General features: G+C 35.9%; 22 protein-coding genes and 1 riboswitch. Of the genes, 19 read left to right on the plus strand and 3 right to left on the minus strand.

Annotated features, from left to right (window positions below; translation table 11 throughout):
* The first annotated feature begins 368 nt into the window (after nt 1-368).
* The 7 genes from JST55_05910 (at nt 369) to JST55_05940 (ending at nt 6,509) form a co-directional block, all read left to right on the plus strand.
* Entirely contained in the window at nt 369-848 is a 480-nt protein-coding gene (locus JST55_05910) for a 2-C-methyl-D-erythritol 2,4-cyclodiphosphate synthase (protein MBS1493021.1), read from the plus strand.
* Nucleotides 845-1,144, plus strand: coding sequence for a hypothetical protein (locus JST55_05915; protein ID MBS1493022.1), 300 nt, complete (start codon nt 845-847; stop codon nt 1,142-1,144). Before JST55_05910 ends, JST55_05915 begins: the two co-directional genes overlap by 4 nt.
* Complete coding sequence (locus JST55_05920; protein ID MBS1493023.1) at nt 1,137-1,478, plus strand: DUF86 domain-containing protein; 342 nt, start codon at nt 1,137-1,139, stop codon at nt 1,476-1,478. Before JST55_05915 ends, JST55_05920 begins: the two co-directional genes overlap by 8 nt.
* Before the next feature lie 4 nt (nt 1,479-1,482).
* Entirely contained in the window at nt 1,483-2,550 is a 1,068-nt protein-coding gene (locus JST55_05925; GenBank protein MBS1493024.1) for a UDP-N-acetylmuramate dehydrogenase, read from the plus strand.
* Nucleotides 2,551-2,729: 179 nt separating this feature from the next.
* The gene (locus JST55_05930; protein MBS1493025.1) at nt 2,730-3,311 is read left to right on the plus strand and encodes a sigma-70 family RNA polymerase sigma factor; all 582 of its coding nucleotides are present in this window, start codon (nt 2,730-2,732) and stop codon (nt 3,309-3,311) included.
* 15 nt (nt 3,312-3,326) lie between these two features.
* The gene (locus tag JST55_05935; GenBank protein ID MBS1493026.1) at nt 3,327-3,902 is read left to right on the plus strand and encodes a cupin domain-containing protein; all 576 of its coding nucleotides are present in this window, start codon (nt 3,327-3,329) and stop codon (nt 3,900-3,902) included.
* Nucleotides 3,903-3,930: 28 nt separating this feature from the next.
* Nucleotides 3,931-4,037, plus strand: a riboswitch (TPP riboswitch).
* Nucleotides 4,038-4,109: 72 nt separating this feature from the next.
* Nucleotides 4,110-6,509, plus strand: a complete 2,400-nt coding sequence (locus JST55_05940; GenBank protein MBS1493027.1) for a TonB-dependent receptor — start codon at nt 4,110-4,112, stop codon at nt 6,507-6,509.
* Nucleotides 6,510-6,586: 77 nt separating this feature from the next.
* On the opposite strand, the gene JST55_05945 is transcribed toward JST55_05940, so the two are convergent.
* Nucleotides 6,587-8,038, minus strand: coding sequence for a potassium/proton antiporter (locus JST55_05945; protein MBS1493028.1), 1,452 nt, complete (start codon nt 8,036-8,038; stop codon nt 6,587-6,589).
* 165 nt (nt 8,039-8,203) lie between these two features.
* Between JST55_05945 and JST55_05950 the strand changes: the two genes are divergently transcribed.
* From JST55_05950 to JST55_06005, 12 genes are all read left to right on the plus strand, one after another.
* Nucleotides 8,204-9,295, plus strand: coding sequence for a tetratricopeptide repeat protein (locus tag JST55_05950; GenBank protein MBS1493029.1), 1,092 nt, complete (start codon nt 8,204-8,206; stop codon nt 9,293-9,295).
* The gene (locus JST55_05955) at nt 9,292-9,882 is read left to right on the plus strand and encodes a glycine zipper family protein (protein ID MBS1493030.1); all 591 of its coding nucleotides are present in this window, start codon (nt 9,292-9,294) and stop codon (nt 9,880-9,882) included. Before JST55_05950 ends, JST55_05955 begins: the two co-directional genes overlap by 4 nt.
* A 45-nt stretch (nt 9,883-9,927) precedes the next feature.
* Nucleotides 9,928-10,518, plus strand: coding sequence for a hypothetical protein (locus JST55_05960; GenBank protein MBS1493031.1), 591 nt, complete (start codon nt 9,928-9,930; stop codon nt 10,516-10,518).
* 6 nt (nt 10,519-10,524) lie between these two features.
* The gene (locus JST55_05965) at nt 10,525-11,211 is read left to right on the plus strand and encodes a hypothetical protein (protein MBS1493032.1); all 687 of its coding nucleotides are present in this window, start codon (nt 10,525-10,527) and stop codon (nt 11,209-11,211) included.
* 213 nt (nt 11,212-11,424) lie between these two features.
* Nucleotides 11,425-13,380 (plus strand): potassium transporter Kup, encoded by a 1,956-nt coding sequence (locus tag JST55_05970; protein MBS1493033.1) that lies wholly within the window; start codon nt 11,425-11,427, stop codon nt 13,378-13,380.
* A gap of 35 nt (nt 13,381-13,415) precedes the next feature.
* Nucleotides 13,416-14,315, plus strand: coding sequence for a CDP-alcohol phosphatidyltransferase family protein (locus tag JST55_05975; GenBank protein MBS1493034.1), 900 nt, complete (start codon nt 13,416-13,418; stop codon nt 14,313-14,315).
* Nucleotides 14,315-15,043, plus strand: a complete 729-nt coding sequence (locus tag JST55_05980) for a phosphocholine cytidylyltransferase family protein (protein ID MBS1493035.1) — start codon at nt 14,315-14,317, stop codon at nt 15,041-15,043. Before JST55_05975 ends, JST55_05980 begins: the two co-directional genes overlap by 1 nt.
* Nucleotides 15,044-15,130: 87 nt before the next feature.
* On the plus strand, nt 15,131-16,009 hold the full coding sequence (locus JST55_05985; protein MBS1493036.1) for a rhomboid family intramembrane serine protease: 879 nt from the start codon (nt 15,131-15,133) through the stop codon (nt 16,007-16,009).
* A 16-nt stretch (nt 16,010-16,025) separates the two neighbouring features.
* The gene (gene ispG, locus JST55_05990; GenBank protein ID MBS1493037.1) at nt 16,026-17,975 is read left to right on the plus strand and encodes a (E)-4-hydroxy-3-methylbut-2-enyl-diphosphate synthase; all 1,950 of its coding nucleotides are present in this window, start codon (nt 16,026-16,028) and stop codon (nt 17,973-17,975) included.
* Between the two features lie 71 nt (nt 17,976-18,046).
* Nucleotides 18,047-18,892 (plus strand): class I SAM-dependent methyltransferase, encoded by an 846-nt coding sequence (locus JST55_05995; GenBank protein ID MBS1493038.1) that lies wholly within the window; start codon nt 18,047-18,049, stop codon nt 18,890-18,892.
* Nucleotides 18,893-18,910: 18 nt separating this feature from the next.
* Nucleotides 18,911-20,194 carry an MFS transporter gene (locus JST55_06000; GenBank protein ID MBS1493039.1) on the plus strand — a complete coding sequence of 428 codons (1,284 nt, stop codon included), beginning with the start codon at nt 18,911-18,913 and terminating at the stop codon, nt 20,192-20,194.
* A gap of 116 nt (nt 20,195-20,310) precedes the next feature.
* Nucleotides 20,311-21,900: a T9SS type A sorting domain-containing protein gene (locus tag JST55_06005; protein ID MBS1493040.1), complete on the plus strand. Its 1,590-nt coding sequence runs from the start codon at nt 20,311-20,313 to the stop codon at nt 21,898-21,900.
* Nucleotides 21,901-21,988: 88 nt separating this feature from the next.
* Here JST55_06005 and JST55_06010 read toward each other — a convergent pair whose 3' ends face one another.
* Together JST55_06010 and JST55_06015 are read right to left on the minus strand one after the other, a co-directional pair.
* Nucleotides 21,989-24,280 carry a PBP1A family penicillin-binding protein gene (locus tag JST55_06010; GenBank protein MBS1493041.1) on the minus strand — a complete coding sequence of 764 codons (2,292 nt, stop codon included), beginning with the start codon at nt 24,278-24,280 and terminating at the stop codon, nt 21,989-21,991.
* The gene (locus JST55_06015; protein ID MBS1493042.1) at nt 24,273-25,046 is read right to left on the minus strand and encodes a UDP-2,3-diacylglucosamine diphosphatase; all 774 of its coding nucleotides are present in this window, start codon (nt 25,044-25,046) and stop codon (nt 24,273-24,275) included. Before JST55_06015 ends, JST55_06010 begins: the two co-directional genes overlap by 8 nt.
* Nucleotides 25,047-25,050: the final 4 nt, after the last annotated feature.

Below are 25,050 nucleotides of genomic sequence, written 5' to 3' on the forward strand. Positions count from 1 at the left end.
CTACAATATTTGCTAAATCTGTTTTTACAATACTCCCGTATTTTATTTTATAATTTTTGATGAATTTTTGACGGGTTTTTATTGAATTCAGAATGTAGAATTCAAAAAATTGTTACATTATTGTAACATTTTTAATTTAAAATATTTTCCCGGATTTATTACTGTTATTAAAAAATTTGGTTAAAATTTCATAATTCATAATTCATAATTCATAATTCTAAATTTTCATGTAATTTACAAACTTCTATTATCTTTTCAAAGAATTTCTTCCCTATTAGTAGGGCAGAATAATTTTTAAAGGCACGGGAATTGTTTCTTCATTAACTATTAGAAAAAATGTTTTTATCTTTATAAAATCTTCAAAACTAATGGCAAATTTTCGCGTCGGCTTTGGTTACGATGTTCACAGACTTGTAAAAGGAAGGAAACTTATTCTGGGCGGAGTAGAAATCCCGCACACAAAAGGACTTGAAGGCCACTCAGATGCAGACGTTCTTCTTCACGCAATATGCGATGCAATACTCGGAGCATGCGGATACAAAGATATCGGGCATCAGTTCCCCAATACAGATGACAAGTTCAAAGATATCTCAAGCTTAATTTTACTCGAGCAATCGTATAAGCTGATAAAGAAAAAGAAATATAAAATTGAAAATATTGATTGCGCCATAATTCTTGAAGAACCGAAAATTTACAAATACACTGAGCAGATGAAAGAAAAAATTTCTAAGATCCTTAAAACCAAAAACATCTCGATAAAAGCTACAACCTCTGAAGGGTTAGGATTTGTGGGAGCTAAAAAAGGATGCTCCGCATACTGCACAGCACTTTTATATAAATCAAAATGAGTTACACTTACCACGAAGTTACCGACATAATAAATTCTCAAAAACCTTTCTTGGAAAGTAAATATGGCTTGGAAAAAATCGGTATATTTAATTTTCAGCTTGATAAGCATGGTGTAAAAGAGGCTGATTTTTTAGTCCGGTTCAAAAAACCCATCGGAATGAAATTTATTGACTTCACTGAATTTATTGAAAGCTTACTGAACGTTGACGGAGAATTTCTTACTGAAGAAGGTCTTGAAAGCCTTAACGATGAAGCATTCAAAAACGGAATAAAAAATAAGGTGCATAATGTTTGAGAAAGATGATAAAATAATTGTAAAAAATATTATGGATTCATTTGATAACATATTCAGTGAAACTGAAAAAATTTCCTATGAAGAATTTAAATCCGATTCTGCAAAAGTCCGTACAGTACTTTCAGAAATAGAATCCATAGGTGATAATTGCAAAAACATTACGGGAGAATTCCGGCTCTCTAATGAAGAAGTGAACTGGAACTACATAATAAAAACTCGCAGAAGATTATCGCACAAAATAATTTCTGCTGTAAATACTGATGTCCTCTGGGCATTGATAAAAGAAGATTATCCGGGAATAAGAGATAACATTTCCAAATTATTAACCACATAAATTTTTGATAAGTATATTAAAGTCAGATGTACAGCTTGCCAATGTTACTACAATAAAATTAGGCGGCACGGCAAAATATTTTGCTCAGTTCAATAATGTTTATGAATTAAGACAGCTCCTGCAATTTGCAAAAAAGGAGAATCTGAAAATTCAGGTTATAGGCGGAGGAAGCAATATAATTTTTCCTGATGAAGGATTTAAAGGTCTTGTTTTAAAAAATCATATTAAAGAACTGAACTACGCCATTAATGAGCATGATGTTTTTTTAAAAGCCGGCGGCGGAAATAACTGGGATGAACTTGTTTCATTCTGTGTAAATGAAGGCGCGCAGGGAATTGAATGTCTCTCCGGAATTCCGGGCAGCGTTGGCGCTACTCCCATGCAGAATGTAGGAGCATACGGACAGGAGGTCGCAGATACAATTGTACATGTTCAGGCATTGCGTCTGGAAGATCTGGCAATAGTTAATTTTAACAGAGATGAATGCGGCTTTGGTTACAGGACAAGTATATTCAAACAGGAACAGAAAGATAAATACATTATTACTGAAGTTACTTTTATGCTAAGGCTGAACAAAGAACCTGAACTAAAATATAAAGAGCTTAAAGATGAAGTTGAAAAATTTTATGATTACAGTAACTTTTCAAACCGTGATAAATTAAAATTTGTAAGAGATAAGGTTATAGAAATAAGAAGAAGGAAATCTATGGTGATTGATGCGAATGATTCCAATTCAGTTTCATGCGGTTCTTTTTTTATGAATCCCGTTCTGAACGGAGAAGAATATAAAAAATTTGAAGAGACTTTATTTCACTTCCCTATTAAACCGAAAGTATTTCAGACGGACGGCAAATATAAAATACCTGCAGCATGGCTTATTGAGAATGCGGGATTTCACAAAGGTATGAACAGGAACGGCGCGGCAATTTCTGAAAATCATTCACTTGCTTTGGTGAACAGAGGATGTACATCTGCGCAGTTATTAGAATTAGCAAATGATATTCAAAACAAAGTTAAACAGTTCTTTGGAATTAATTTGGTAATGGAACCGGTTATTGTAATTAATAATTAGTAATGAGTAATTAATAACAACTTTTATCTTTTTGCTATCTCTGTGTAATTTTTTGCGCACTTTGCGGTGAAGTTTTGTGTGCTTTGCGTTAATTTAACTATTTTACCCTTTAGACTCGTTACAATTTATTAGAGTGAATATTTTTTTGAAATGTTGTATTTTTATTTATAGATAAGCTTGTGGCTAACACTCCTCACGAAAATACCAAAAGAGATATAAATTTATTAAGACGCGTTTCCGCCGGAGATGAGTCGGCAATCGGCGAACTTTACGATTTTTATAATAAGTATTTATACACAACAATTTACTTCATTTTAAAGAATGAAGCCGAAGCAGAAGATGTACTGCAGGAAGTCTTTTTCTTAATATGGGATAAAATAGATACTTACGATGAACGTCTGGGAAATCCAATTTCATGGATGACTCGTATCTCAAGGAACAAGGCTATAGATAAGCTGCGTGCAAAAAAACAAAATACTGATATCGATGAAACAAATGAGACTCTGATAATTGATATCAACGAGGACTATAAAAAAAGTAACCCTGAGTTTATTGCAGTTGCAGGGGAGGAACAAAAAGAAGTACTTGAAGCTATAAAAGAATTAGACGAGGTGCAGAGACAGTTAATAGAGTATGCCTATTACCAGGGCTTCTCTCATTCCGAACTCTCCGCGCACTTCAAAATTCCTTTAGGAACAGTTAAAACAAAGATCAGGTCAGCGATGATGTTTCTAAGAGAACGTTTAAAACATTTAAACTAAGATAAGGGTAGTATAATGCAAGATGACATAATATTAAATTCGATTGGCGCGCTTAGTGAACCTGAAAAGGAAAAACTAATCTCATCCCTCAGAGAAGCGGGATTTGAAGAAGTGTTTCTCACTTCCGACGTAAACAACATTGTTGAAAAAATAAATAATGCCATATTCAATAATCCAAGCAGATTGAAATCACCTTCTGCAGGATTAAAAGATAAAATTATGGCAAGAATAAAAACATCACCACGAAAAGACGAACATAAAGATTTTGATTTCAAGTTTGCAGATTCCAAAGATGACTGGTTTGACCACCCGGTATTAAATGCTGTTAAGGTGAAGGTTCTTTCTATCAACAGAGAAAACAATTATGCAATGTTGATGATGAAAGTCCCTGCGGGAAATGAATATCCCGAGCATCATCATTCAGCTCCGGAAGAATGTTTAATTCTTGAAGGCGATTTTCAGGCAGAGGGCAGAGTACTTGGTCCGGGTGATTTCCATCATGCAGAGCCCGATACGGACCATGGCAAACTTTATACACGCACGGGAGTGACTTTATTGTTGGTTGTAAATCCCGCAGATTACGGTCTATAGTTCTTTATTATAGTAAATACATAAAACAATTTTTGTTTTGGGGTGCCGGTAACTTATTCCTAAATTACCTGCTGAGATTACACCCACGAACCTGATCCGGTTAGTACCGGCGTAGGAATAACATTCTATTCAACGCTTATATCACTCATATTTTTTCAGGTTCATGAGAGGCATAAGCGTTTTTTATTTTATACAAATTATATAAACATGAAACACTTTTTAATCCTTTGTTCTTTATTTTTTATTTTTACAAAAATTTCTTTCGCGCAGGATGATATTCAGCAGCCGCCTCCATTTCAGGAAGCAGATTCATCTTATTATAAAACTCAGACCATCGAAGTCGATGCGTTGAAAGGCATTGAAAGAAAAACTCCCGTAGCTTTTCAGGATATCAAGCGGGAGGAAATAGAGCAGAAATACTGGATGCAGGACCTGCCTATGTTTCTTAACGGAAAGACAAGTCTTAACTCTTATTCCGAGTCAGGCGCATCAATCGGCTATTCGTATTTATCTCTTCGCGGATTTGATCAGCGAAGAGTTTCCATTCTCATTAACGGCACTCCGCAGAACGATGCAGAGGACCAGCAGGTTTACTGGGTTGACTTATCCGATATAACTTCCTCAGTCGAGAACATTCAGATTCAAAGAGGTATCGGAACTGCGCTTTACGGAACATCTTCAATTGGCGGCGTAATAAATATTCAGACAATAGATTACACCAGAAGAAATTTTCTGAACGTAAGCGTAGGCAGAGGTGATTACAATTCAAACCGATATTTATTTGAATATTCATCGGGTCTTGCGCAGAACAATATGGGCTTTTATGCTAAGTTTTCCAAAACAACGACTGACGGCTACAGAGACCAGTCATGGTCAGACCACTGGTCATACTTCATAGGAGCAACTAAGATTTTCAAGAACTCTACTTTGAAGATGAACGTCTATGGAAGTCCTATAAAAAATCATCTTGCTTATCTTGGAGTAACAAAGGATTATCTTGACGGCACTGTAACGGGAAACCAGTTAGTAGATAGAAGATATAATCCGCTTACCTACAACGATGAGACCGATAACTATCATCAGCCGCATTATGAATTAATTTACAACTGGCAGCCATCAAAGAATGTTTATATTTCCAACACTGTAAATTACATAAGAGGCGAAGGATATTTTGTAACTTCTTATCCTGCTATCTGGGGATATGATTTTACTTATTTCAGATTGAATCCGTTCTTCACCTCTGATACCACAACCTTCAATTCGTTATACTACCAGCATAACCCTGACGGAACATTCTATCATGACCCTGTGAATGGTTATGTTGTGGATAAGAGTGATATCGTAACAAAATTATTTGTAAATAATAATGACTACGGCTGGTTCCCGAAGGTGCAGATTACACATAAGAAGGGAACGCTGCTTATCGGAGGTGAAATGCGTATTCATAAATCGGAGCATTACGGAGAAATTGAATTTGCAAACGCGCTTCCGCAGAATACTCCGCCTAACTACCAATACTACTATTATAACGGGAAGAAAAGAAGTCTCTCCATCTATGCAAATGAAGTTTATGACTTTAATAATTTCATAACCGGAATGGTTGGTCTTCAATATGCAAACCATAGATATTCGCTTGATTACGATAAGTTCAAGCCATACACATTTGATGTGAACTATGATTTCTTTACTCCGAGAATAGGATTGAATGTTATCGGACCATATAATCTAAGATTTTTCGGGAACGTTTCTTACGCAAAGCGGGAGCCGAGACTGAAAGATATTTACGATGCAGAAAGCCCTTACTCAGTTCCGAATTTCAGAGTAGTTGATACCGTTACCAAAACTTATTCTGACCCGCTGGTAAAGCCGGAAGAGATGCTTGATTATGAGTTTGGCATTAACTTCAAAACTCCGGCAACCAATGCAAGCCTTAATTTTTATTTAATGGATTTTACCAATGAAATTGTGAACAACGGCCAGCTTGATAACGTGGGTCAGCCAATCAACGGCAACGCAGGAAAATCAATTCACAGAGGCATTGAATTCGAATACTCATTCATTCCGTTTTATTTATTTAAGGGATGGAGTAACCTTTCACTGGAGTATAACTTAACTCTCTCCGATAATTATTTTAAAGAATATACGGAAATTTTAGGAAGAGATTCACTCGGTAATATTCTTTACGGAAATGATTACTCGGGAAATAAAATTTTATTAAATCCTTCAGTGCTGGGAAATCTCTCTTTGAATTATAATGATAAAAATACTTTCAGCGCCTATGTTACAATGCAGCATGTCGGCAGGCAGTATTTAGATAATTCAGAGAATGAAAGAAAAAATCCTGCCGCAACACAGGTAGCAGGATATGTTGATAAAGTTATCGAGCCGTATATAGTTTTCAACGGCGGAATTTCCTATAACTTTATGAATCTTATTTCGGATAAGTCATTAAGAAAATCAATCAGAAATTTTGATGTGGAGTTAAAGGTAAATAATATTTTTGATAAGCTTTATACTCCGACAGGAAGCGTTGACGGATATGGAACTCCTTACTGGATACCCGCAGCAACAAGAAATTTTTATGCAAATGTGAAGATAGGGTTTTAGTAGTAGAAAGTAACAAGTAAAAAGTATAAAGTAGAAATTACAAAGAAACCTGCTTGATGAATTTCAGGCAGGTTTTTTTATTTCAGTTTATCAAACAACTTCTGTTTGTTTTCTTCAAGCACCAATACCTGAAGCAAGTCCCCTTCTTCTAAATGAGTGTTACCGTTCGGAATGAAAATATTTCCGTCGCGGGCAATGAATACTATAAGAGTATCATCGGGAAGATTTAATTGAACAAGAGATTTATTCACAATTTTTGAATTGAACGGCACTATATAATCTATCATAATTCGCTCTGACTCACGAGTTATATCAATCTCAACCGGCATCTTGGTTTTCCTTTTATCCATACGATAAACCTTCAGAAATTTCGCAACTGCCGGTATAGTCCATCCCTGAAGTAATGACGAGGTCAGCACAACGAAAAATACAATATTAAAAATGTTATAAGAATTATCAACTTTGCCCGTAACTGCAAACGTTGCTAAGATAATCGGTACTGCGCCTCGAAGTCCTACCCATGAAATTGCAAACTTATCTCTCTTATCGAATTTAGAAAACAGAAGCGAAACGAATACACTTACAGGTCGCGCTATGAAAATTAAAATCCCTGAAATAATTAATCCTATTCCTGCAACGTTCATTAATTCTTTGGGAAAAACTAAAAGTCCGAGAGTTAAAAACATGATTATCTGCGAGAGCCAGGCAAGTCCGTCAAAAAATCTGTGAGTTGATTTTTTTTGAATTACGTTGCTGTTGCCTATTATTATTCCTCCTATGTAAACTGCTAAAAATCCGCTACCGCCAATGAGAACAGTTACGCTATAGAGTAAAATCGAAATGCAGACAGAAAGCACAGGATAAAGACCTTCATAATTTAATTTCAGTCTGTTTGATAAAATTACCATTGCTTTAGCAATTACATAAGCTGCAATTCCTCCTATGATAAATTCTTTCAGCAGATGAAATATAACTGAAAGTATATTCAGCTCACCTGAAACAATTACCGTGGTAAAAGTAAGGGCGAGAAAAATTGCCATGGGGTCGTTGCAGCCTGATTCAAATTCCAACAGCGCATTCAGATTTCCTTTAAGCTTAATATTTTTTGAACGGAGAACAGAAAAAACTGCAGCAGCATCAGTGGCGGAAACAATCGCTCCGACAAGAAGCCCCTGATATAATTCAAATCCTAAAAAATAATGTATAGAAAATCCGACGATGAGAGTTGTGATAATTACTCCAAGAGTTGCCAGGGAGAACGAACTTTTTAAGACAGGTTTTATGTCGGAAAATTTTGTGTCAAGTCCCCCTGAAAAAAGAATGAAGACGAGTGCAAGCGTTCCTATATGCTGAGATAATTTATAATCTTCAAAATTTATTTTTCCAATTCCTTCAGAGCCTGCAAGCATACCGATAATAATAAATAATATTAGCTCAGGCAGCCCCAGCGTATTAGAGAATCTTGTAATGATTATGCTGATTACAATAAGTAAAGCTATGGCAAATAATATGAACTCAAATCCCGGCATAAGTAGTAAAATTTTTGAGAATTGGTTGAGGTTTTAAAAGATAAGTGGAAAAACTAATTCAATCAATGAAGAGGAAATTTTTGCCGGATAAGCCAGGTTATTACATAGATAAATTATTTTATTTACAGTATTTTCAATCTATAAAAACTAAAAAGGATAGAAATTATGAGAAAAGTTTTTCTTCTTTTATTTATATTATTTTATGGAATTACATTTTCACAAAACGATAAATCCGAAGCACAGAATAAATTTGCTGAAGCTATAAAATTAGTTGATGCGGGAAAGTACAGTGAAGGATTAAAACTCTTTGAAGAAGTTCAGAAGCTTGACCCTTCCAGCAGCGCTCCGCAGTATGAAATAGCGCTGATTTATTACAAACAAAAAAAATATGAAAAGGTTATAGAGTTACTGGAAAAAATTAAGAATAAATCCGATGCTGAAGACAGATATTTTTCATTACTTGGAAATGCATATGATCTGACAGACGACAGGGACAAGGCATTTGAAATATACGAAGCAGGTATTAAGAAATTCCCGAAGTCAGGTCCTCTGTATCTTGAACTTGGAGTGACAAATATGATGGAGAAGGAGTATGATAAAGCACTTCAATATTTTGAAAAAGGAATTGAAGTAGCGCCAATGCACCCTTCCAATTATTACTGGGCATCAATGCTTTGGTCTACAACTCCAAATTCAGTTTGGAGTCTGATTTACGGTGAAATTTTTCTGAATCTTGAAAGGAATTCAAACCGTACAGAGCAGATCAGCAAACTTATGTTTGAAGTTTATAAAAAGGGATATACTTTTGAAGGCAACAGCATCAAAACAAGTTTTGCCAGCGGTAATATATATGTCAGCAAAGATGAAATAGGCAAAAGCATGATTGATAAATTATTAACAACATATTCGGCGCTTTCCATATTTGATGCTGGAATGGCATTAGCTGCTGCAGGTGAAAAAAAGATAGATATAAATTCACTTAACAGAATCCGCAAAAAATTTTTAGACACATATTTTGAAAAAAAGGATAACGAAAAATTTCCGAATGTAGTTTTTGACTATCAGAAAAAAGTAAAAGAAGCAGGTTACCTGGATGAATACAATTACTGGATTTTACTTGATGGTGATAAAGCAAATGAATCGGAATGGCAAAGTAAAAATGAAGAAAGATGGGATTCCTTTCTAAAATGGTTTGATAAAAATTCAATAGAAATTAATGAATCAAATAAATTTGTAAGGACAAAAATTAATAAATGAAACTTATCACATTTTTATTACTTGTATTATCTTTGAATAAATGTTTTGGGCAGGGAGATACAATAGTTTTCAACACAGGAAAAATATTTTCAATCGCATATCTGGACAGAGATAAGAACGGAATTTCTCTGACTGAATACTCCAGTTATAACTCAGTATTTATTGATACTCTTTCAAAAAATTTTCTGACAATTGAAAGAAAATACAATGACCTTAACAATCCGCTAAGAAATACAAAAGTAGAAAAAATTCCTCTGAGAAATATTAAGTCTCTCGGATATGTAGTCGGAAACCACGGGCCGATAGGAGCACTTATCGGAGCAGGTTCAGGGGCAGTTGCAGGATTTATTATCACTGCGTTATCTATTAATTCAAACACCGGGGAAAATAATGACAAGACTAATCCGAAGGGAATTGGAATTGTTTCAGGGTTATTCTTCGGCACTTTTCTGGGATTCTGGATTGGAGTAAATAATGAACGTTATGAAGACTTTGACTTAATGAAATACAACAATGATATCGGAAAGAAATACAACGAAATTATAAAAATTATACAAACCGGAATAAAACATTATAAATTAGACTAAGTCTTTTCTTCTTATTTACATGTGTAAACTTTATTCAAAATCTTTATGAAATATTACATACTATTGTTCACAATTTTTTTGTTGAATACATCTAATGCTCAAACAGATACCGTAGTTTTAAACACACCGAAAGTATTTTCAATTTCATATTATGATTCCACCAAAAGTGCAGTTACATTTACTTCTTATTCAAGTTTTCAGGAAATTTACATCGATACACTTACAAAAAAGTTTTTAACTATTGAAAGAAAATTCACTGACTTAAGCAATCCGTTAGTGAGCAGAAAAATTGAAAGAGTCCCACTGCAAAACATAAAATCTTTAGGATACATTTCCGGCACTAATGCCAACAAAGGATTATTAATCGGTATAGGAACCGGAGCAATTGCGGGATTAATACTTGGTTCTATTGCACAATCACAGGATGAACTTTTTGATTCCAATGTAAGAAAATCGGTAGGTATCAGTACAATTATCGGAATAGTAAGCGGAGCAAGTCTGGGATATTTACTGGGAGGAATGTTTAATGATTACACAGAATATGACTTAGAAAGGTACAATAATAATCCCGAAAAGTGTTACACTGAAATACTCAAAATTGCCCGTGACGGAGTAAAAAATTTTAAAAGAGATTAAATTTATATGAAATATTTTTTTGTTTTCGCTGCATTAATTATTGCAAATTTTTGTCATTCCCAAAGTGATAATCCGGTTTTAAATAATGAAGAATATTCAAACATTACAGTTCAGAACTCAAATAAAAATGATTCTGCGCTTAGTGGGATAATTTCCCTGAATACTCCTGCAGTTTTTTCCATTACATTTTATGACGGGAATAAAAAGGCGCTAATATCATCGAATAAATACACTTCATATGATGGAATATATCTGGATAAAATAGAAGGTGGTTATCTGTCATTTAGAAAAAAATATCCGTATAAAGATCATCCGAATGCAATAACAACGAACAGAAGAATTGCTTTGAAAGATATTAAATCGCTCGGTTACTCAACAGACTCTAAGGAAACCTTTGGAGCGGTGCTTGGAGCAGGAATAGGGTTTGCCGCGGGAACAATAATCGGCATACTCTCAAAAACTGTCGACGATAAGCAACTTGATCCTAAATTTTCACCGGGTACAATCAGTTCTATTGCGCATCCCATTCTGGCATTTGGCGGAACAGGCTTATTGCTTGGATATTTTATCGGAGGAAAAATGAACGGATATGAATCCTTTGATTTGAGTAAGTTCAACGATGATAACGATAAGAAAATATCCGAGATAAACAGAATTGTAAAAGAAGGTCTGAATTACAAAAGAAAAAAGTAAAACTTTAGTTTATTGAAGATAATGAATAGTTTGATTACTCACTGGGCTAAGATTACCTGAGTAATTCATCTTAAATTATACGATTTTTTCACTTATTTCAGCTAAATATAAGCTATTTTTCAATATTTGTAAATCCTTTAATAACTATTATCTTTAAAGTTTTGTTTAATTGTTATATGTTTATAGGTTACATTTAGAAATTAAAGAATTTAATTGGATACATCAGGTTCTGAATCCGGAACTCTTGAAAAAGATTCACACGGAAATACCGACTCGGACTACCACAGTAGTAATTCATCCCACGGTAAAACCAACTTAAAATACTTACTCACATTAAGTCTCGGCGCATTAGGTGTCGTCTATGGAGATATAGGCACAAGCCCTCTTTATGCTCTGCGCGAGTGTTTCAGCGGACATTATGGTCTAGCTCCGAATCACGATAACGTGCTGGGAGTATTATCACTGATTTTCTGGTCGCTCATTATAGTAGTAACCGTAAAATATCTTGTAGTAATTCTGCGCGCAGATAACGACGGCGAAGGCGGCATACTTGCTTTAATGGCGCTGGTAAAACCATCAGGCAAAACCAAAGCCGGAATGATAATTGTTTCGTTCGGTATATTCGGCGCTGCATTATTATATGGTGATGGTGTTATCACTCCTGCCATTTCAGTTCTATCTGCTGTTGAGGGTTTGAACGTAGCTACACCTTTTTTTGAACCGTATATCATACCGCTGACTGTAATTATTTTATTCGGGCTTTTTGCTGTTCAGAAGAAAGGTACAGGCAGCGTAGGAAAAATGTTCGGTCCCGTAATGATGCTATGGTTCTTCGCTATTGCAATCTTAGGGATAAAGGAAGTCTTTACAAATTTAGAAGTATTGAAGTCAATAAATCCTTATTACGCTGTTATGTTTTTTTCACATAATGGATTCGCGGGATTTATTGTTCTCGGCTCAGTCTTCCTTGTTATGACGGGCGGTGAAGCGTTGTATGCCGATATGGGTCACTTCGGAAGAAAGCCGATACGTATGGCGTGGTTCACAGTTGTACTCCCCTGTTTGTTTTTAAATTACCTCGGTCAAGGTGCTTTAGTATTAGGTAATCCGCAGGCAGCTGAAAATCCTTTCTATCTGCTTGCACCGCAATGGGCATTATACCCTATGGTAATACTTGCAACGTTTGCTACTGTAATTGCATCGCAGGCATTGATATCGGGAGCGTTTTCGTTGACATTCCAGGCAGTTTTATTAGGATATCTACCAAGATTAAAAACCATTCATACTTCTGAACACGAAAGAGGACAGATTTATATTCCTCAACTTAACTGGGCATTATTCTTTGCAACAATTGCATTGGTATTTGCATTTAAAACATCAAGCAACCTTGCGGCAGCATACGGTATAGCGGTGACTACAACTATGGTAATCACAACCATACTTGCGTATTTTGTAATGACGAAGCTATGGAAATGGTCTCAGACTACGGCAATACTTGTAACATTATTTTTCTTCTCAATTGATATTTCATACTTCGGAGCAAACTTACTGAAGTTCTTCCACGGAGGATATGTACCTATTGCCATGGGAGCAGTGATTTACATAATGATGATGACATGGAACAGCGGAAGAAGAAGACTGATGGATAAGATACAGAAGGAAACAGAATCACTGCAGAATTTCATTGAGGAATTTATGAGCACACGTATGACTTTTATTCCGGGAGCAGCAGTTTATATGTCAAGCAATATCAACGGAGCACCTCCGCCATTGATATTAAATATCAAACACAATAAATTATTACACAAGCTTATAGTAATTTTAACTATAAAAATTTCCAAAGTCCCGCGTATAAAAGATGATGAGAGAATAACTGTCGAAGAACATGCAGAAGGATTTTATAAAGTAATTGCCAACTACGGATTTATGGAAGCGCCGGATATTAACAAAATAATTGAGTTCTTAAAACCGAAAGGTATAACACTTAATGTAGATAAAACTACATTCTTCTTAGGAAGAGAAACATTAATTGTAAATGATAAGCCCGGACTTACAAGATTGAAAAATAAATTGTTCGTCCTTATGTCTAACAATGCTCAGAGAGCAACTGAATTCTTTAAACTCCCTGTTAGCAGGGTTTATGAAGTCGGCTCACAAGTCGAGATATAATTTCTATAAATATTTTTAAACATCCATAGGTAAAAATGTCGTTTAGTAAAAGTGAGGGGGAAGCCCGGCTTACTTTATTTGAAGAATTCAAAGCTTCATTAAAAACAGTCGAGGCAGAAGAGATATTTGACTTAATAATTTTCCGTCCTATTTCATTTGTATTCGTAAAACTGATTTATAACACCAATATTACTCCTAATCATATTTCAATTGTAGCTATGATTATCGGAGTAATTGCAGGTCTTACTTTTTCGGGAGCAACTCACGTTTACTTTATGATTGCTTCACTGTTATATTTTACTTCCAATACATTAGATTGCGCTGACGGTCAGCTTGCAAGATTAAAAAAGAACGGTACGCTGCTCGGCAGAGCTATAGACGGCTTCATAGATTACGTAGTATCTACTACAATTTATATATGCCTTGGTGTTGCAGTTGCAAAAATTTCAGGCAGCGGCTGGTATGGATTTTTTCTTTGTGTAGGCGGCGGAGTATCAGCAGCAGTGCAGGCATTCTATTTTGATTTCTACAGAAATTCGTTTCTTCAATATGTGCATGGAATGTCTTCAGATGTAAACGATGAGATAAGAGAGTTTTCAGAGGAGAAAGATAAGCTTAAAAATGTAAAAGGCAGAGGAATTGAAAAGCTTTTGATAAACGCTTACTTGTTTTATTCGCGCAGGCAGTCAGCAGTTGTAAGAAGCAAAACTACATTTACGGTAACACCTGAGCAATATTACAAAGATAACAGGTTACTCTTAAGATTATGGAGCTGGCTGGGTTCAACAACTCACATGGTAATGCTTGCTGTTTTCTCAGTTATGAACAGAATAGACTTGTATCTTATTTTCAATATTACAATCTGCAATTTATTATTTATAATATTTTTAGTCATGCAAAAAAATGTTCTTAAGAAATACGAGGTGGTAAAATAATGCAGGCGATAATTTTAGCAGCAGGTCTTGCAAAAAGATTAAGACCATTAACCGATACTACTCCGAAATGTTTATTAGAGGTGAACGGAAAAAACCTGCTTCACCGTACAATGGAAAATGTAATTGCAAACGGTATTACTGAATTCGTTTTTGTTACAGGTTACAGAGAAGATATGATTAAAAATTCTCTGAAGGAAAATTTTTCAAACTGCAAAATTCAGTTTCTTTCAAATTTAGATTTTGAAAACAACAATAATTCTTACTCTCTCTGGATGACTAAGAATTTTATTACAAAAGATATTATTTTACTGGATAGCGACATTCTATTTGATAAAGGTATTATAAAAGAGCTGCTGGATTCGGAACATAAAAACTGCCTTGCCGTAAACTTTGAAACAGAGCTGGATGAAGAACAGATAAAAGTTGTATTGGATGGAGACAAAAAAATTCTCGAGATAAGCAAAGTAACTGATTTAAAAAAATCTGCAGGGGAATCAATCGGGATTGAAAGATTCTCATTGGATTTTATGCAGGAGCTTTACAAAGTTCTTGATAGAAAAATAATCAATGAGAGAAATGTAAACGAGTTTTATGAAAAATCGTTTGAAGAAGTGATTCAGGCAGGAAATAAGAGGAACAGTATATACGCAATTGATGTTTCACATTATAAATGCATGGAAATCGATACCGTTGAAGACTACGAACGGGCAAAAAACATGAACATTTAGGATATTATCACATTTTAAAATTATTAACATACAAAAGATAAATTGAGTAACTATTACAGAAGACCGAGTTTCTTTGGGGGGTTCGGAATGTTTCCGCCCGTGATAAAGATGCTGCTGATTTCAAACATCGCAATTTTTACTGTTCAGTTCTTATTGCAGGGAAATATAGAGTTCAGCAATATACTTGCAAAATATTTTTACCTGTGGCCAATTAACTCGCCATACTTTATGCCATGGCAGATTTTCACTTACATGTTTCTGCACGGAGGCTTCATGCATCTGTTCTTTAACATGTTTGCATTATGGATGTTCGGAATGGATATTGAAAATATGTGGGGAACTAAAAAATTTCTTATATATTATTTCCTTTGCGGAGTAGGCGCAGGTGTTGCAAACTTATTTATCGCTCCGCTATTCGGGCAGGCTGCTCCAACGATAGGAGCATCAGGCGCCATCTACGGAATTTTAGTTGCCTTCGGATTTTTATTCCCCGATAGACCTATATATTTATACTTCTTCGTTCCTGTCAAAGCAAAGTATCTTGTAATAATTTACATGGTAATTGAGTTTATCTCCGCAAGCAACAGCTTTAATTCAGGTGTTGCTCATATTGCTCACTTAGGCGGCGGTATAGTAGGCTTCATTTATTTGCTGATAACTTACAAACGTTTGGGTAATTTTAATTTATCGGGCAAACCTAAAAATCCTTTCGGAAATGTTCCGGGTTCAGGATTCAAAGAGCCGACAAGAATTACTCCGCTTTATCCTAACGGTTCGGAGAGAGTAAAAAAAGCTGACTATGTAGATTTACCTGAAACAGATTTTAAATCTGAATCAGACGAAAGATTTAAACAGGCGCAGGAAAGAGTTGATGCAGTTCTGGATAAACTAAGCCAGGGCGGATATCAAAGTTTAACTGAAGAAGAGAAAAGAATTTTATTTACTGAAAGCAAAAAATTAAGATAGACTTTTTAATTATTCTATGGAAGTTCTCACTGAAAATAAAAAATACTGTAACAGCTTAACAAAGTATTCACGACTGAAAACACGCGAAGTTTTTATCGGAGACGTTCCGCTTGGCGGAGATAATCCTATAAGGATTCAATCGATGACTACAACTGATACGATGGATACAATTGCAACTGTTGAGCAGTCCATTAGAATAATAGAAGCCGGGGGCGATTACGTTCGCATCACTGCGCCGAGTATGAACGAAGCGAAGAATCTTGAAAACATAAAAAAAGAATTAAGAGCACGCGGATATAAAGCGCCGCTTATTGCAGATATTCATTTCACTCCAAACGCAGCAGAGCTTGCTGCAAGAATTGTAGAGAAGGTAAGAGTAAATCCGGGCAACTACGCCGATAAGAAAAAATTTCAGATATACAATTACACTGATGATTTATATAATCAGGAACTGGACCGTATAAGAGAAAAGTTTACGCCTCTTGTAAAAATCTGTAAAGAGTACGGAACTGCAATGAGAATCGGAACGAACCACGGTTCGCTCTCAGATAGAATAATGAGCCGTTACGGTGATACTCCGTTAGGTATGGTTGAATCCGCTCTGGAATTTTTACGCATCTGCGAAGATAACAACTACCATCAGATAGTTCTTTCAATGAAGGCCAGCAATCCGCAGGTTATGATTCAAGCATACCGTTTACTGATTATTAAAATGCATGAAGAAGGAATGAATTATCCTCTTCATCTTGGTGTAACGGAAGCCGGTGACGGTCTTGATGGAAGAATAAAATCTTCTGTCGGAATAGGAACATTACTTGAAGATGGAATAGGCGATACAGTAAGAGTTTCATTGACAGAAGAACCTGAGTTTGAAATTCCTGTTTGCAAAGAGCTTGTTGAAAGATATGTGAACAGAGGAAACTCAAAAGAAATCAAGCCGATTGAAGATGAAACTGTCTTACCATACAATCCTTTAGATTATTCAAGAAGAAAAACATTTGCAGTTGAAAAAACCGGCGACCATCATGTTCCCGTTGTAATACTTTCTCCCAATGCAGATATGATTGAGAACCCGGCGTATCTTATAGATGCCGGTTATGAATACAATGCCGAACTTGATAAATGGAACATTGCTGACATCGCTCCCGATTATATTTACTTAGGTGAACACGATATAAAGTACGAGCTTCCCGGCACTCTTCATAAAATTTTTGATTATTCATTCTGGGAAACACAAAAAAATAAAGAGAATACGTTCCCGCTGTTCAATATGCACGAATTTTTAGAGGCGGAAAACAAATCTAAAAGAATAAATTTTTTATCTCTTACAACTGATGATATTTATTTTGGTAATCTGGATTTCTTAAAGAATGAAAAAAAATGTGTTATCATTCTCACAAGCAGTAATGAAAATTATTTAGCAGATATAAGACGTTCGTTTATTGAGTTGATGAACAAAGGAATTGAAGTCCCTGTTATTATTAAAAGAAATTATCAGAATATTTCCGAGGATAACTTAATGCTTTACTCGGCAACTGACTTCGGCGGATTATTAATCGACGGTTTCGGTGACGGCGTTTGGCTTGAAGGCAGCGCAAATATTGGAACACAGAACCAGACTTCATTCGGAATTCTCCAGGCAACCCGTACAAGAATTTCAAAAACTGAATATATCTCCTGCCCTTCATGCGGAAGAACTTTGTTTGACCTTCAGGAAACCACTGCGAAAATCAGAAGCAGAACGAATCATCTGAAAGATGTTAAGATTGCAATCATGGGATGCATTGTTAACGGTCCTGGTGAGATGGCAGATGCAGATTACGGTTACGTAGGTAGCGGAGTCGGAAAAATTACTTTATACAAAGGGAAGGAAGTTGTAAAGCGAAGTATCGATACGGATATAGCAGTTGATGAACTGATTGACCTTATAAAAGAAAACGGCGACTGGAAAGAAGTAGAAAATTGACCGTAGAAAATTAAAATCCCTTCTGTTAACTTCACATAAGTTCGAAATAAAAACTTCTCAATCTAATCCTCATGCCTACAAATAAAATAGAACATGATCTTTCGGGAACAGCTTTTGTTGTAAACGTCTCCCGCTCTGAAAAAGTAATGATAAGCAAAGATATTTACGCTCATCTATGGATTACTGATGCTGCAAGGAAATATTATGATGAGTTAAATGAAAATGTTTATAAGTTCGATGATTTATTTATAAGCTTAAGGCACAGATTTTTTTACGAGAAGCAAAAAGAATTTATAAAGACCCATAACAATCCTGCTATAATAAATATCGGTTCGGGATTTACAAATTATCCGTTTCTTCTGGAAGGGAAATTTGAATACATTGAAGTTGACCTCGAAAATATAATCTACTACAAAAAAGAACGTATACAGAAATTCATTCAGGAAGCTATAATTCCTTTCCGTGATGTTTATTATTATCCGATTGATTTGCGAAACGTCATCGACAGAGAATATTTACGCTCCAAACTTAACGGCGCAATAGCTTCTTCAAACCGCTCAATGATTATTATGGAGGGACTGACATTTTTCTTAGATGAAAATACTCTCGATTATTTATTTAAAACGCTCGGATCTATACAGAAGAAAGGCTCTGAAATTGTTTTTGATTTCTGGAAGCCCGATGCAATGACCTACCCGGTGCTTCAAAAATTGAAGTCATATCTTGAAAATAATTTCGGATATACTATGAAAGATTATTTTTTATTTGATAAGGATTATATAGAATCAAAAAGAGATTTTGTAATAAGTGAAATAATGCCTATTCAGGAAATCGAAAAGCACTATGCAGGAACTAACATATTTGAAAACAAAGAAAACGTAATACCTGCAAATTTATGTACATTGGTGAAATTATAATTTTTAGTAAATTTTTTAATGCCGGATAATCTTACTACAGTTTCGTTTCCCTATAAAATAATAAAGTTCAGCAAAAGTTTTTTAAAGCAGCTCAGTTTCAAAAATACATTCTCCGCACTTACTCACAGAAATTTCAAACTCTGGTTTTACGGTCAGACTATTTCATTGATCGGCACATGGATGCAGATCACTGCGCAGTCGTTTCTTATTTTTGAACTCACACATTCTTCTTCTTATCTCGGTTACGTAGGTTTTGCTTCAGGTATTCCATCATGGTTCTTTATGTTCTACGGCGGAGTAGTTGTTGACCGCGTTTCACGAAGAACGGTTCTTATCATAACGCAGGTTGCGTTAATGGTGCTTTCTATCATACTCGCTTACCTTACCTTCTCAGGCAATATTGAACCCTGGCATATTTTAGTTTTATCCTTATTAACGGGAGTAGCCGTAGCATTTGATGCACCGGCAAGACAAACTTTTATAAATGAGCTTGTTCACCGCGAACATCTCACAAATGCAATTGCGCTCAACGCAACAATGTTTAATACTGCTTCGGCAGTTGGTCCCGCTTTCTCAGGAGTTGCATACGCTCTTGTAGGTCCGGCATGGTGTTTTACAATCAATGCGGTTTCATTCATTGCAGTTATCATAGGATTATTTATGATCAAACTTGATGTAAAAAAAGCGGTTAAGAAAACGACTTCAGTTATTTCGGATCTGAAAGAAGGTTTGAGTTATATAAAATCTCATAAACTTATAAGGACTTTTATTTTCTTCTCTGCTGCAGTCAGCCTTCTGGGAGTTTCATTCACAACCCTAATTCCTGCATGGGCTGTAAAAATATTGGGCGGAGATTCTACCACTAATGGTATGCTGCAATCGGCACGTGGAGTAGGGGCTTTGCTCAGTGCTCTCGTTGTAGCATCGCTCGGCGCGTTTAATTTTCGCGGTAAACTTTATACTCTCGGTGCAATTTCGCTACCAATTTTTATAATCTTCTTCGCAATATTTCATTTCACATTTGCAGCTTACGTAACATTATTCATCGTCGGGGCAAGCACTGTGCTTGTATATAATCTGACAAATGCTTTTCTTCAATCACTTGTAACTGATGAGCTCAGAGGCAGAGTTCTTGCAGTTTATACATTTACATTTTTTGGATTAATGCCGCTTGGTTCACTTTTAATCGGGAACACTGCAGAGTGGATTGGTGAAACATTCGGAATCATTCTTTTCGCTCTCTTACTTCTTGCCTGCGCCATGTATATCTATCTAAGGGTACCAAAAATCAGAGCTTTATAAAGCAACAATTTCTTGATTTTATGCGTAAAATAAATTGATTATCTTACATATAACTGAAATTTTTATACCTCTAAGACAGTTATAATCCAAACAAAGAACAACCCCGTATTTAATACATGAAAAAACTATCGTCCCTTTTATTCATCGCGCTATTCTTGTGCGCGAAAAGTTATTCAGCTGTTCCCTTCAATGTTGAAATAGAACAGATCAGCATACCAAATTCTCCCAGCTTACATTCATTTGCATTTGCACAGTATAACGGCAAGTGGCTTTTCATCGGCGGAAGAACAAACGGGCTGCATGGATTCAGCAATACGCTCCCTGCATTTCCCAGAGCTTATGCTAACAGATACATTTACGTTGTTGACCCTAACACAAATCAGGTCTGGTCAAAAAATATTTATACCGATTTAAACATAGCAGTTGCCGACCCGCTTAAAACTCACAACATGGAATATTATCAGAACGGCCAGACGCTTGTAATGATTGGCGGAATGGGATTAGATTCTCTCAGAGATTCTACGGTAACGTTCACTACAATTACTGCTATCAATGTTCCGGGAATTATAAACGCAGTTGTGAATAATCAGAATATAAGTTCGTATGTTACTCAGATAAGCGATTCAAGAATGCAGGTATGCGGAGGCGAGCTTAGCATGATAGGCAATGATTATTATTTAGTAGGAGGACATAATTTTTCGGGACAGTACCGAAGCCCGGCGAACGGAGAATTTTTTCAGAAGTACACCAACCAATACAAGAAGTTCAATTTAAATATATCCGGTACAATTACAGTTTCAAACTATGTTGCTTATACTGATTCAGTAAATCTTCATAGAAGAGATATGAACTTAGTGCCGATGATAAATCCTGACGGCTCACAATCGTTATCATTATACGGAGGTGTGTTTAAGTATGAAAAAGACTTGCCGTATCAGAATCCCGTTTATATAAACAGTTCAAATTATTCTGTAGATAATTCTTTCAGTCAGAGATTTCAGCAGTACAGTTCTGCATTTTTGAATATGTACGACTCAGTAAAAAAAGATATGCACACTGTTTTCTTCGGCGGAACATCTCTTTATTACTGTGACGGAATTACAGGACAGGTTAAGATGGATACTCTGGTTCCTTTTATAAAGGATATTACATCTTTGTCAAAGCTTCAGAACGGAACAACTGTTGAAACAATTCTACCAATAAAATTTACTGAGTATCTCGGAACAAATGCAAAGTTTATTCCTGTGCAGAATATTCAAGAATACTCAAACGGAGTTGTGAAGCTTAATCAGTATGCAACAAGAACTCTTGTCGGGTATATGTTCGGAGGCATTAAAGTCCCGCTTGCAAATTATACATCGGGAACTGCCAGCGACAGGATTTTTAAAATTTATCTTACGTATTCACCGGTAGGAATAAATCAGATAAGCTCTGAAGTTCCATCAACGTTCAGCTTAAGTCAGAATTATCCGAATCCGTTCAATCCCACCACTTCAATTAAATTCAATGTCAGCAAGGCGGGATTTGTGAAAGTTATTATTTACAATTCACTCGGAAGAGAAGTTGAGCAGCTTGTGAATAATAATTTATCAGCAGGTAAGTATGAAGTAAACTGGAATGCATCAAACCAGACCAGCGGAGTATATTTTTATAAATTAGTATCAGAAAACTTCAGTGAAGTAAAAAAGATGATGCTGGTAAAGTAAATTTTCATAAATAACTTTGTAATAACAAACAGCCCGATGAATTAAAAACTCACCGGGCTTTTTTTGTAATCGAAAATTATTTTCTCTTTTAAAATCCTACACTATTCTCCGGAGGAAGATTTGTTTCCTGAGTTCCTTCCGATGGAAGCGAGTGCGGTACATTACATTTCTTCGGCAGAAACTTTTTCAGCACAAGCTCTTTATGTGAAGGGCATGAACCGTTATCAAGCATTCCGCTTACGGAGCATATACTAGCCTCCTCTACACCATCCGGCATCTGGAAGTATGCAACAGGAAAATCAAAACTGTCATCGGCATACAGGTACTTCATAAAGCGTCCCCATATAGGAGCAGCAGCTTTACCGCCCTGACCGTAACCGCCTCCGAACTTCACACGAGGATCATCAAAACCAAGCCATACACCTGCTAAGAACTGCGGAGTAAATCCGATGAACCATGCATCTGTATAATCGTTAGTCGTTCCTGTTTTACCTGCAGCAGGCCGCGAAAAATATGAACGTATGCTTGTTGCAGTTCCTTCATCAATAACACCTTCCATCATATCCTGCATTATGTATGCAACATCTTCACTTAAAACTTCTTTCGAATCAGGTTTTATTTCTTCTATGATGTTTCCGTTTCTATCGCAGATTTTTGTAATGGCAACAGGCTCAACCCATATCCCTTCGTTTGCAATTGTTCCGAATGCATTCGTCATTTCAAGCGGAGTCACTTCTCCCGCGCCAAGTACCAATGAAAGAACATTCGGTAATTCAGACCTTACACCCATATCATGGGCAAGCTGAATTACTTTATCAAGCGGAGCAATTTCCATAGCAGTCCTTACAGCAATAACGTTAATTGATTTTGCAATAGCATCTCTGAGCGAAACACTTCCGCCTGTACCGCCGCCTTTTGGCGACCATATCTTTCCACCGACGTTTACATTAACAGGGTCGTTGGAAATCATGTATCCCGGGCTGTAGCCGTTTTGAATCGCTTCAGTATAAACAAAAACTTTGAATGTTGAACCCGGCTGTCTTTTTATCTGGGTAACGTGGTTCAAACCGTATTTGAACTGATTGTTAGGATTAGAGCCAACCATAGCTTTTATTTCACCGCTCTTTGGATTCATACAAACAAATCCCAACTGAACAGTTGTCTCAATAGCTTTTACAGAATCTACAAAGCTAGTACTCTTTCGGAGCTTCTCGGCAATCTTATTTCTTTCAGCGTCAGTCTTTCCTTTTTTATATTCTTCCGATTGTTTTATCTGTCTTTCAACAGCGTCGTTCAATACATCTTTATTATTCTTCCAGTTCCAGTAACCGTTAAATTCCTTCTGGAAAGTTTTCAGCTGTTCAGTTGCAGCATCCATTGCATGCTTCTGGAATCTAGTATCGAGTGTCGTGTAAATCTGCAAGCCGTCTCTGTATAAATCATATCCGTATTTTTCTGCTTTCTGTTCCAGCTGTTGCCTCACCATTTCAGTAAACTGAGGAGCCGGGGAATTAAATGTAGCAAAGTTTTTTTGCAGTGTAACTCTTATCGGGTCATCGGAAACTGTTCTGTATATTTCAGCATTGATATATCCTGCCTCAAGCATAGAGTTCAGAACAATATTTCTTCTCTTCTTGGATTCTTCGGGATTATCAACAGGGTCATACTTAGTCGGATTTTTCAATACACCAACCAGTATTGCGCATTCATCAATTCCCAGATCTTTAGCGCTTTTATTAAAGTATGTCTGCGCAGCTGCCTCAACTCCGTATGCGCCTTTACCGAAATAAACTGTGTTTAAGTAATAAGCTAAAATTTCCTGCTTAGTATAAGTTCTTTCTATCTGAATCGAAGTCATTGCTTCGCGAAGCTTTCTGTTAATAGAAACTTCACGGCCGATATCAGGATATAAATTTCTTGCAAGCTGCTGTGTGATTGTACTTGCACCTTCCTTTGTTCTGAAAGCAATAATATTCTTTACCAGCGCTTTTATAGTTCTATCTAAATCAAATCCCCAGTGATCGAAAAATTTTCTGTCCTCAGTTGCAACCAAAGCATTTATCATATCCTTAGGGATATTTTCAATGGTAACTTTAGTTCTGTTCTTTAAGAAAAATTTGTCTATTAACTCTCCGTCAGCGGAATAAACTTTAGTTGCTTCTTCCAGCTTAGGATTTTCTAATTCGGCAAGTGAGGGAAGCCCCTGTGAAAGGTAAACAAGATATCCTGCAAAGCAGATTATTCCTATTAAAATAAAAACTACTGCCGTACCCAGTACGTTATTTGCTTTCCTGTTTTTCTTGGATACGTTTTTTCTGTATTCCTTATCGTTAAGATATTTATCGAGTTCTTCTTCTTTATATTTATCTTTTTTAGCCAACCGCTTTTATTGTCTCCTGTTTATACTTATTTTCTTTTTTGTTATAGTAACTTATCAGTTCTATTTTTTTATCTTTATAAACTACATATGTAAAATTGTCAATCCAGTCCCCTGTATTGATGTATGTGCCTGAATCATAATCTACTCTTAAAGGACGGTGCCTGTGCCCCATTATAACTACATCAAATCCCTCTTTTATTTTCATCTCGCCGAAATCCCTGAGTCCGTCGTGCTTCGTATAATCTTTTTGTCCCGTATGCATTCGTGAAGAGTGCGAGCTTTTTTTCGCAAGCCCCAGTCCCCAGTCAGGGTGTAGTTTTGCATACATGAACTGCGCAAATCTGTTGCGCATTATTTTTTTTAATATCTTGTAACCTGTATCTTTGTAAGCCATTCCGTCGCCGTGATGAATGAAGAATTTCTTCCCGTCAATCTCACGGATTATCTCATCGAATACAATATCTATATCAAACTCTTCTTTGAAGTACGTTCCTCTCCAGAAATCATGGTTGCCTGCAAGGTAATTTATTTTTATTCCTTCGGAAACAAGCTCAGATATTTTTGCAAACAGTCTGTAATATCCTTTCGGAACTACGTGCTTGTATTCCATCCAGTAATCGAACAGATCACCTACGATGAATAATTCCTTAGCATCTGCTTTAATATAATCGAGGAAATGTAAAAGAACGTTTTCCTTTAATACGTTATCGTCTTTAGGTCCATAACCTAAATGAACATCTGAAATAAAATAGTATGCATTTTTCATTTTA

Source organism: Bacteroidota bacterium (assembly GCA_018266835.1).
Classification (GTDB): Bacteria; Bacteroidota; Ignavibacteria; order Tepidaquicellales; family Tepidaquicellaceae; genus JAFDZO01.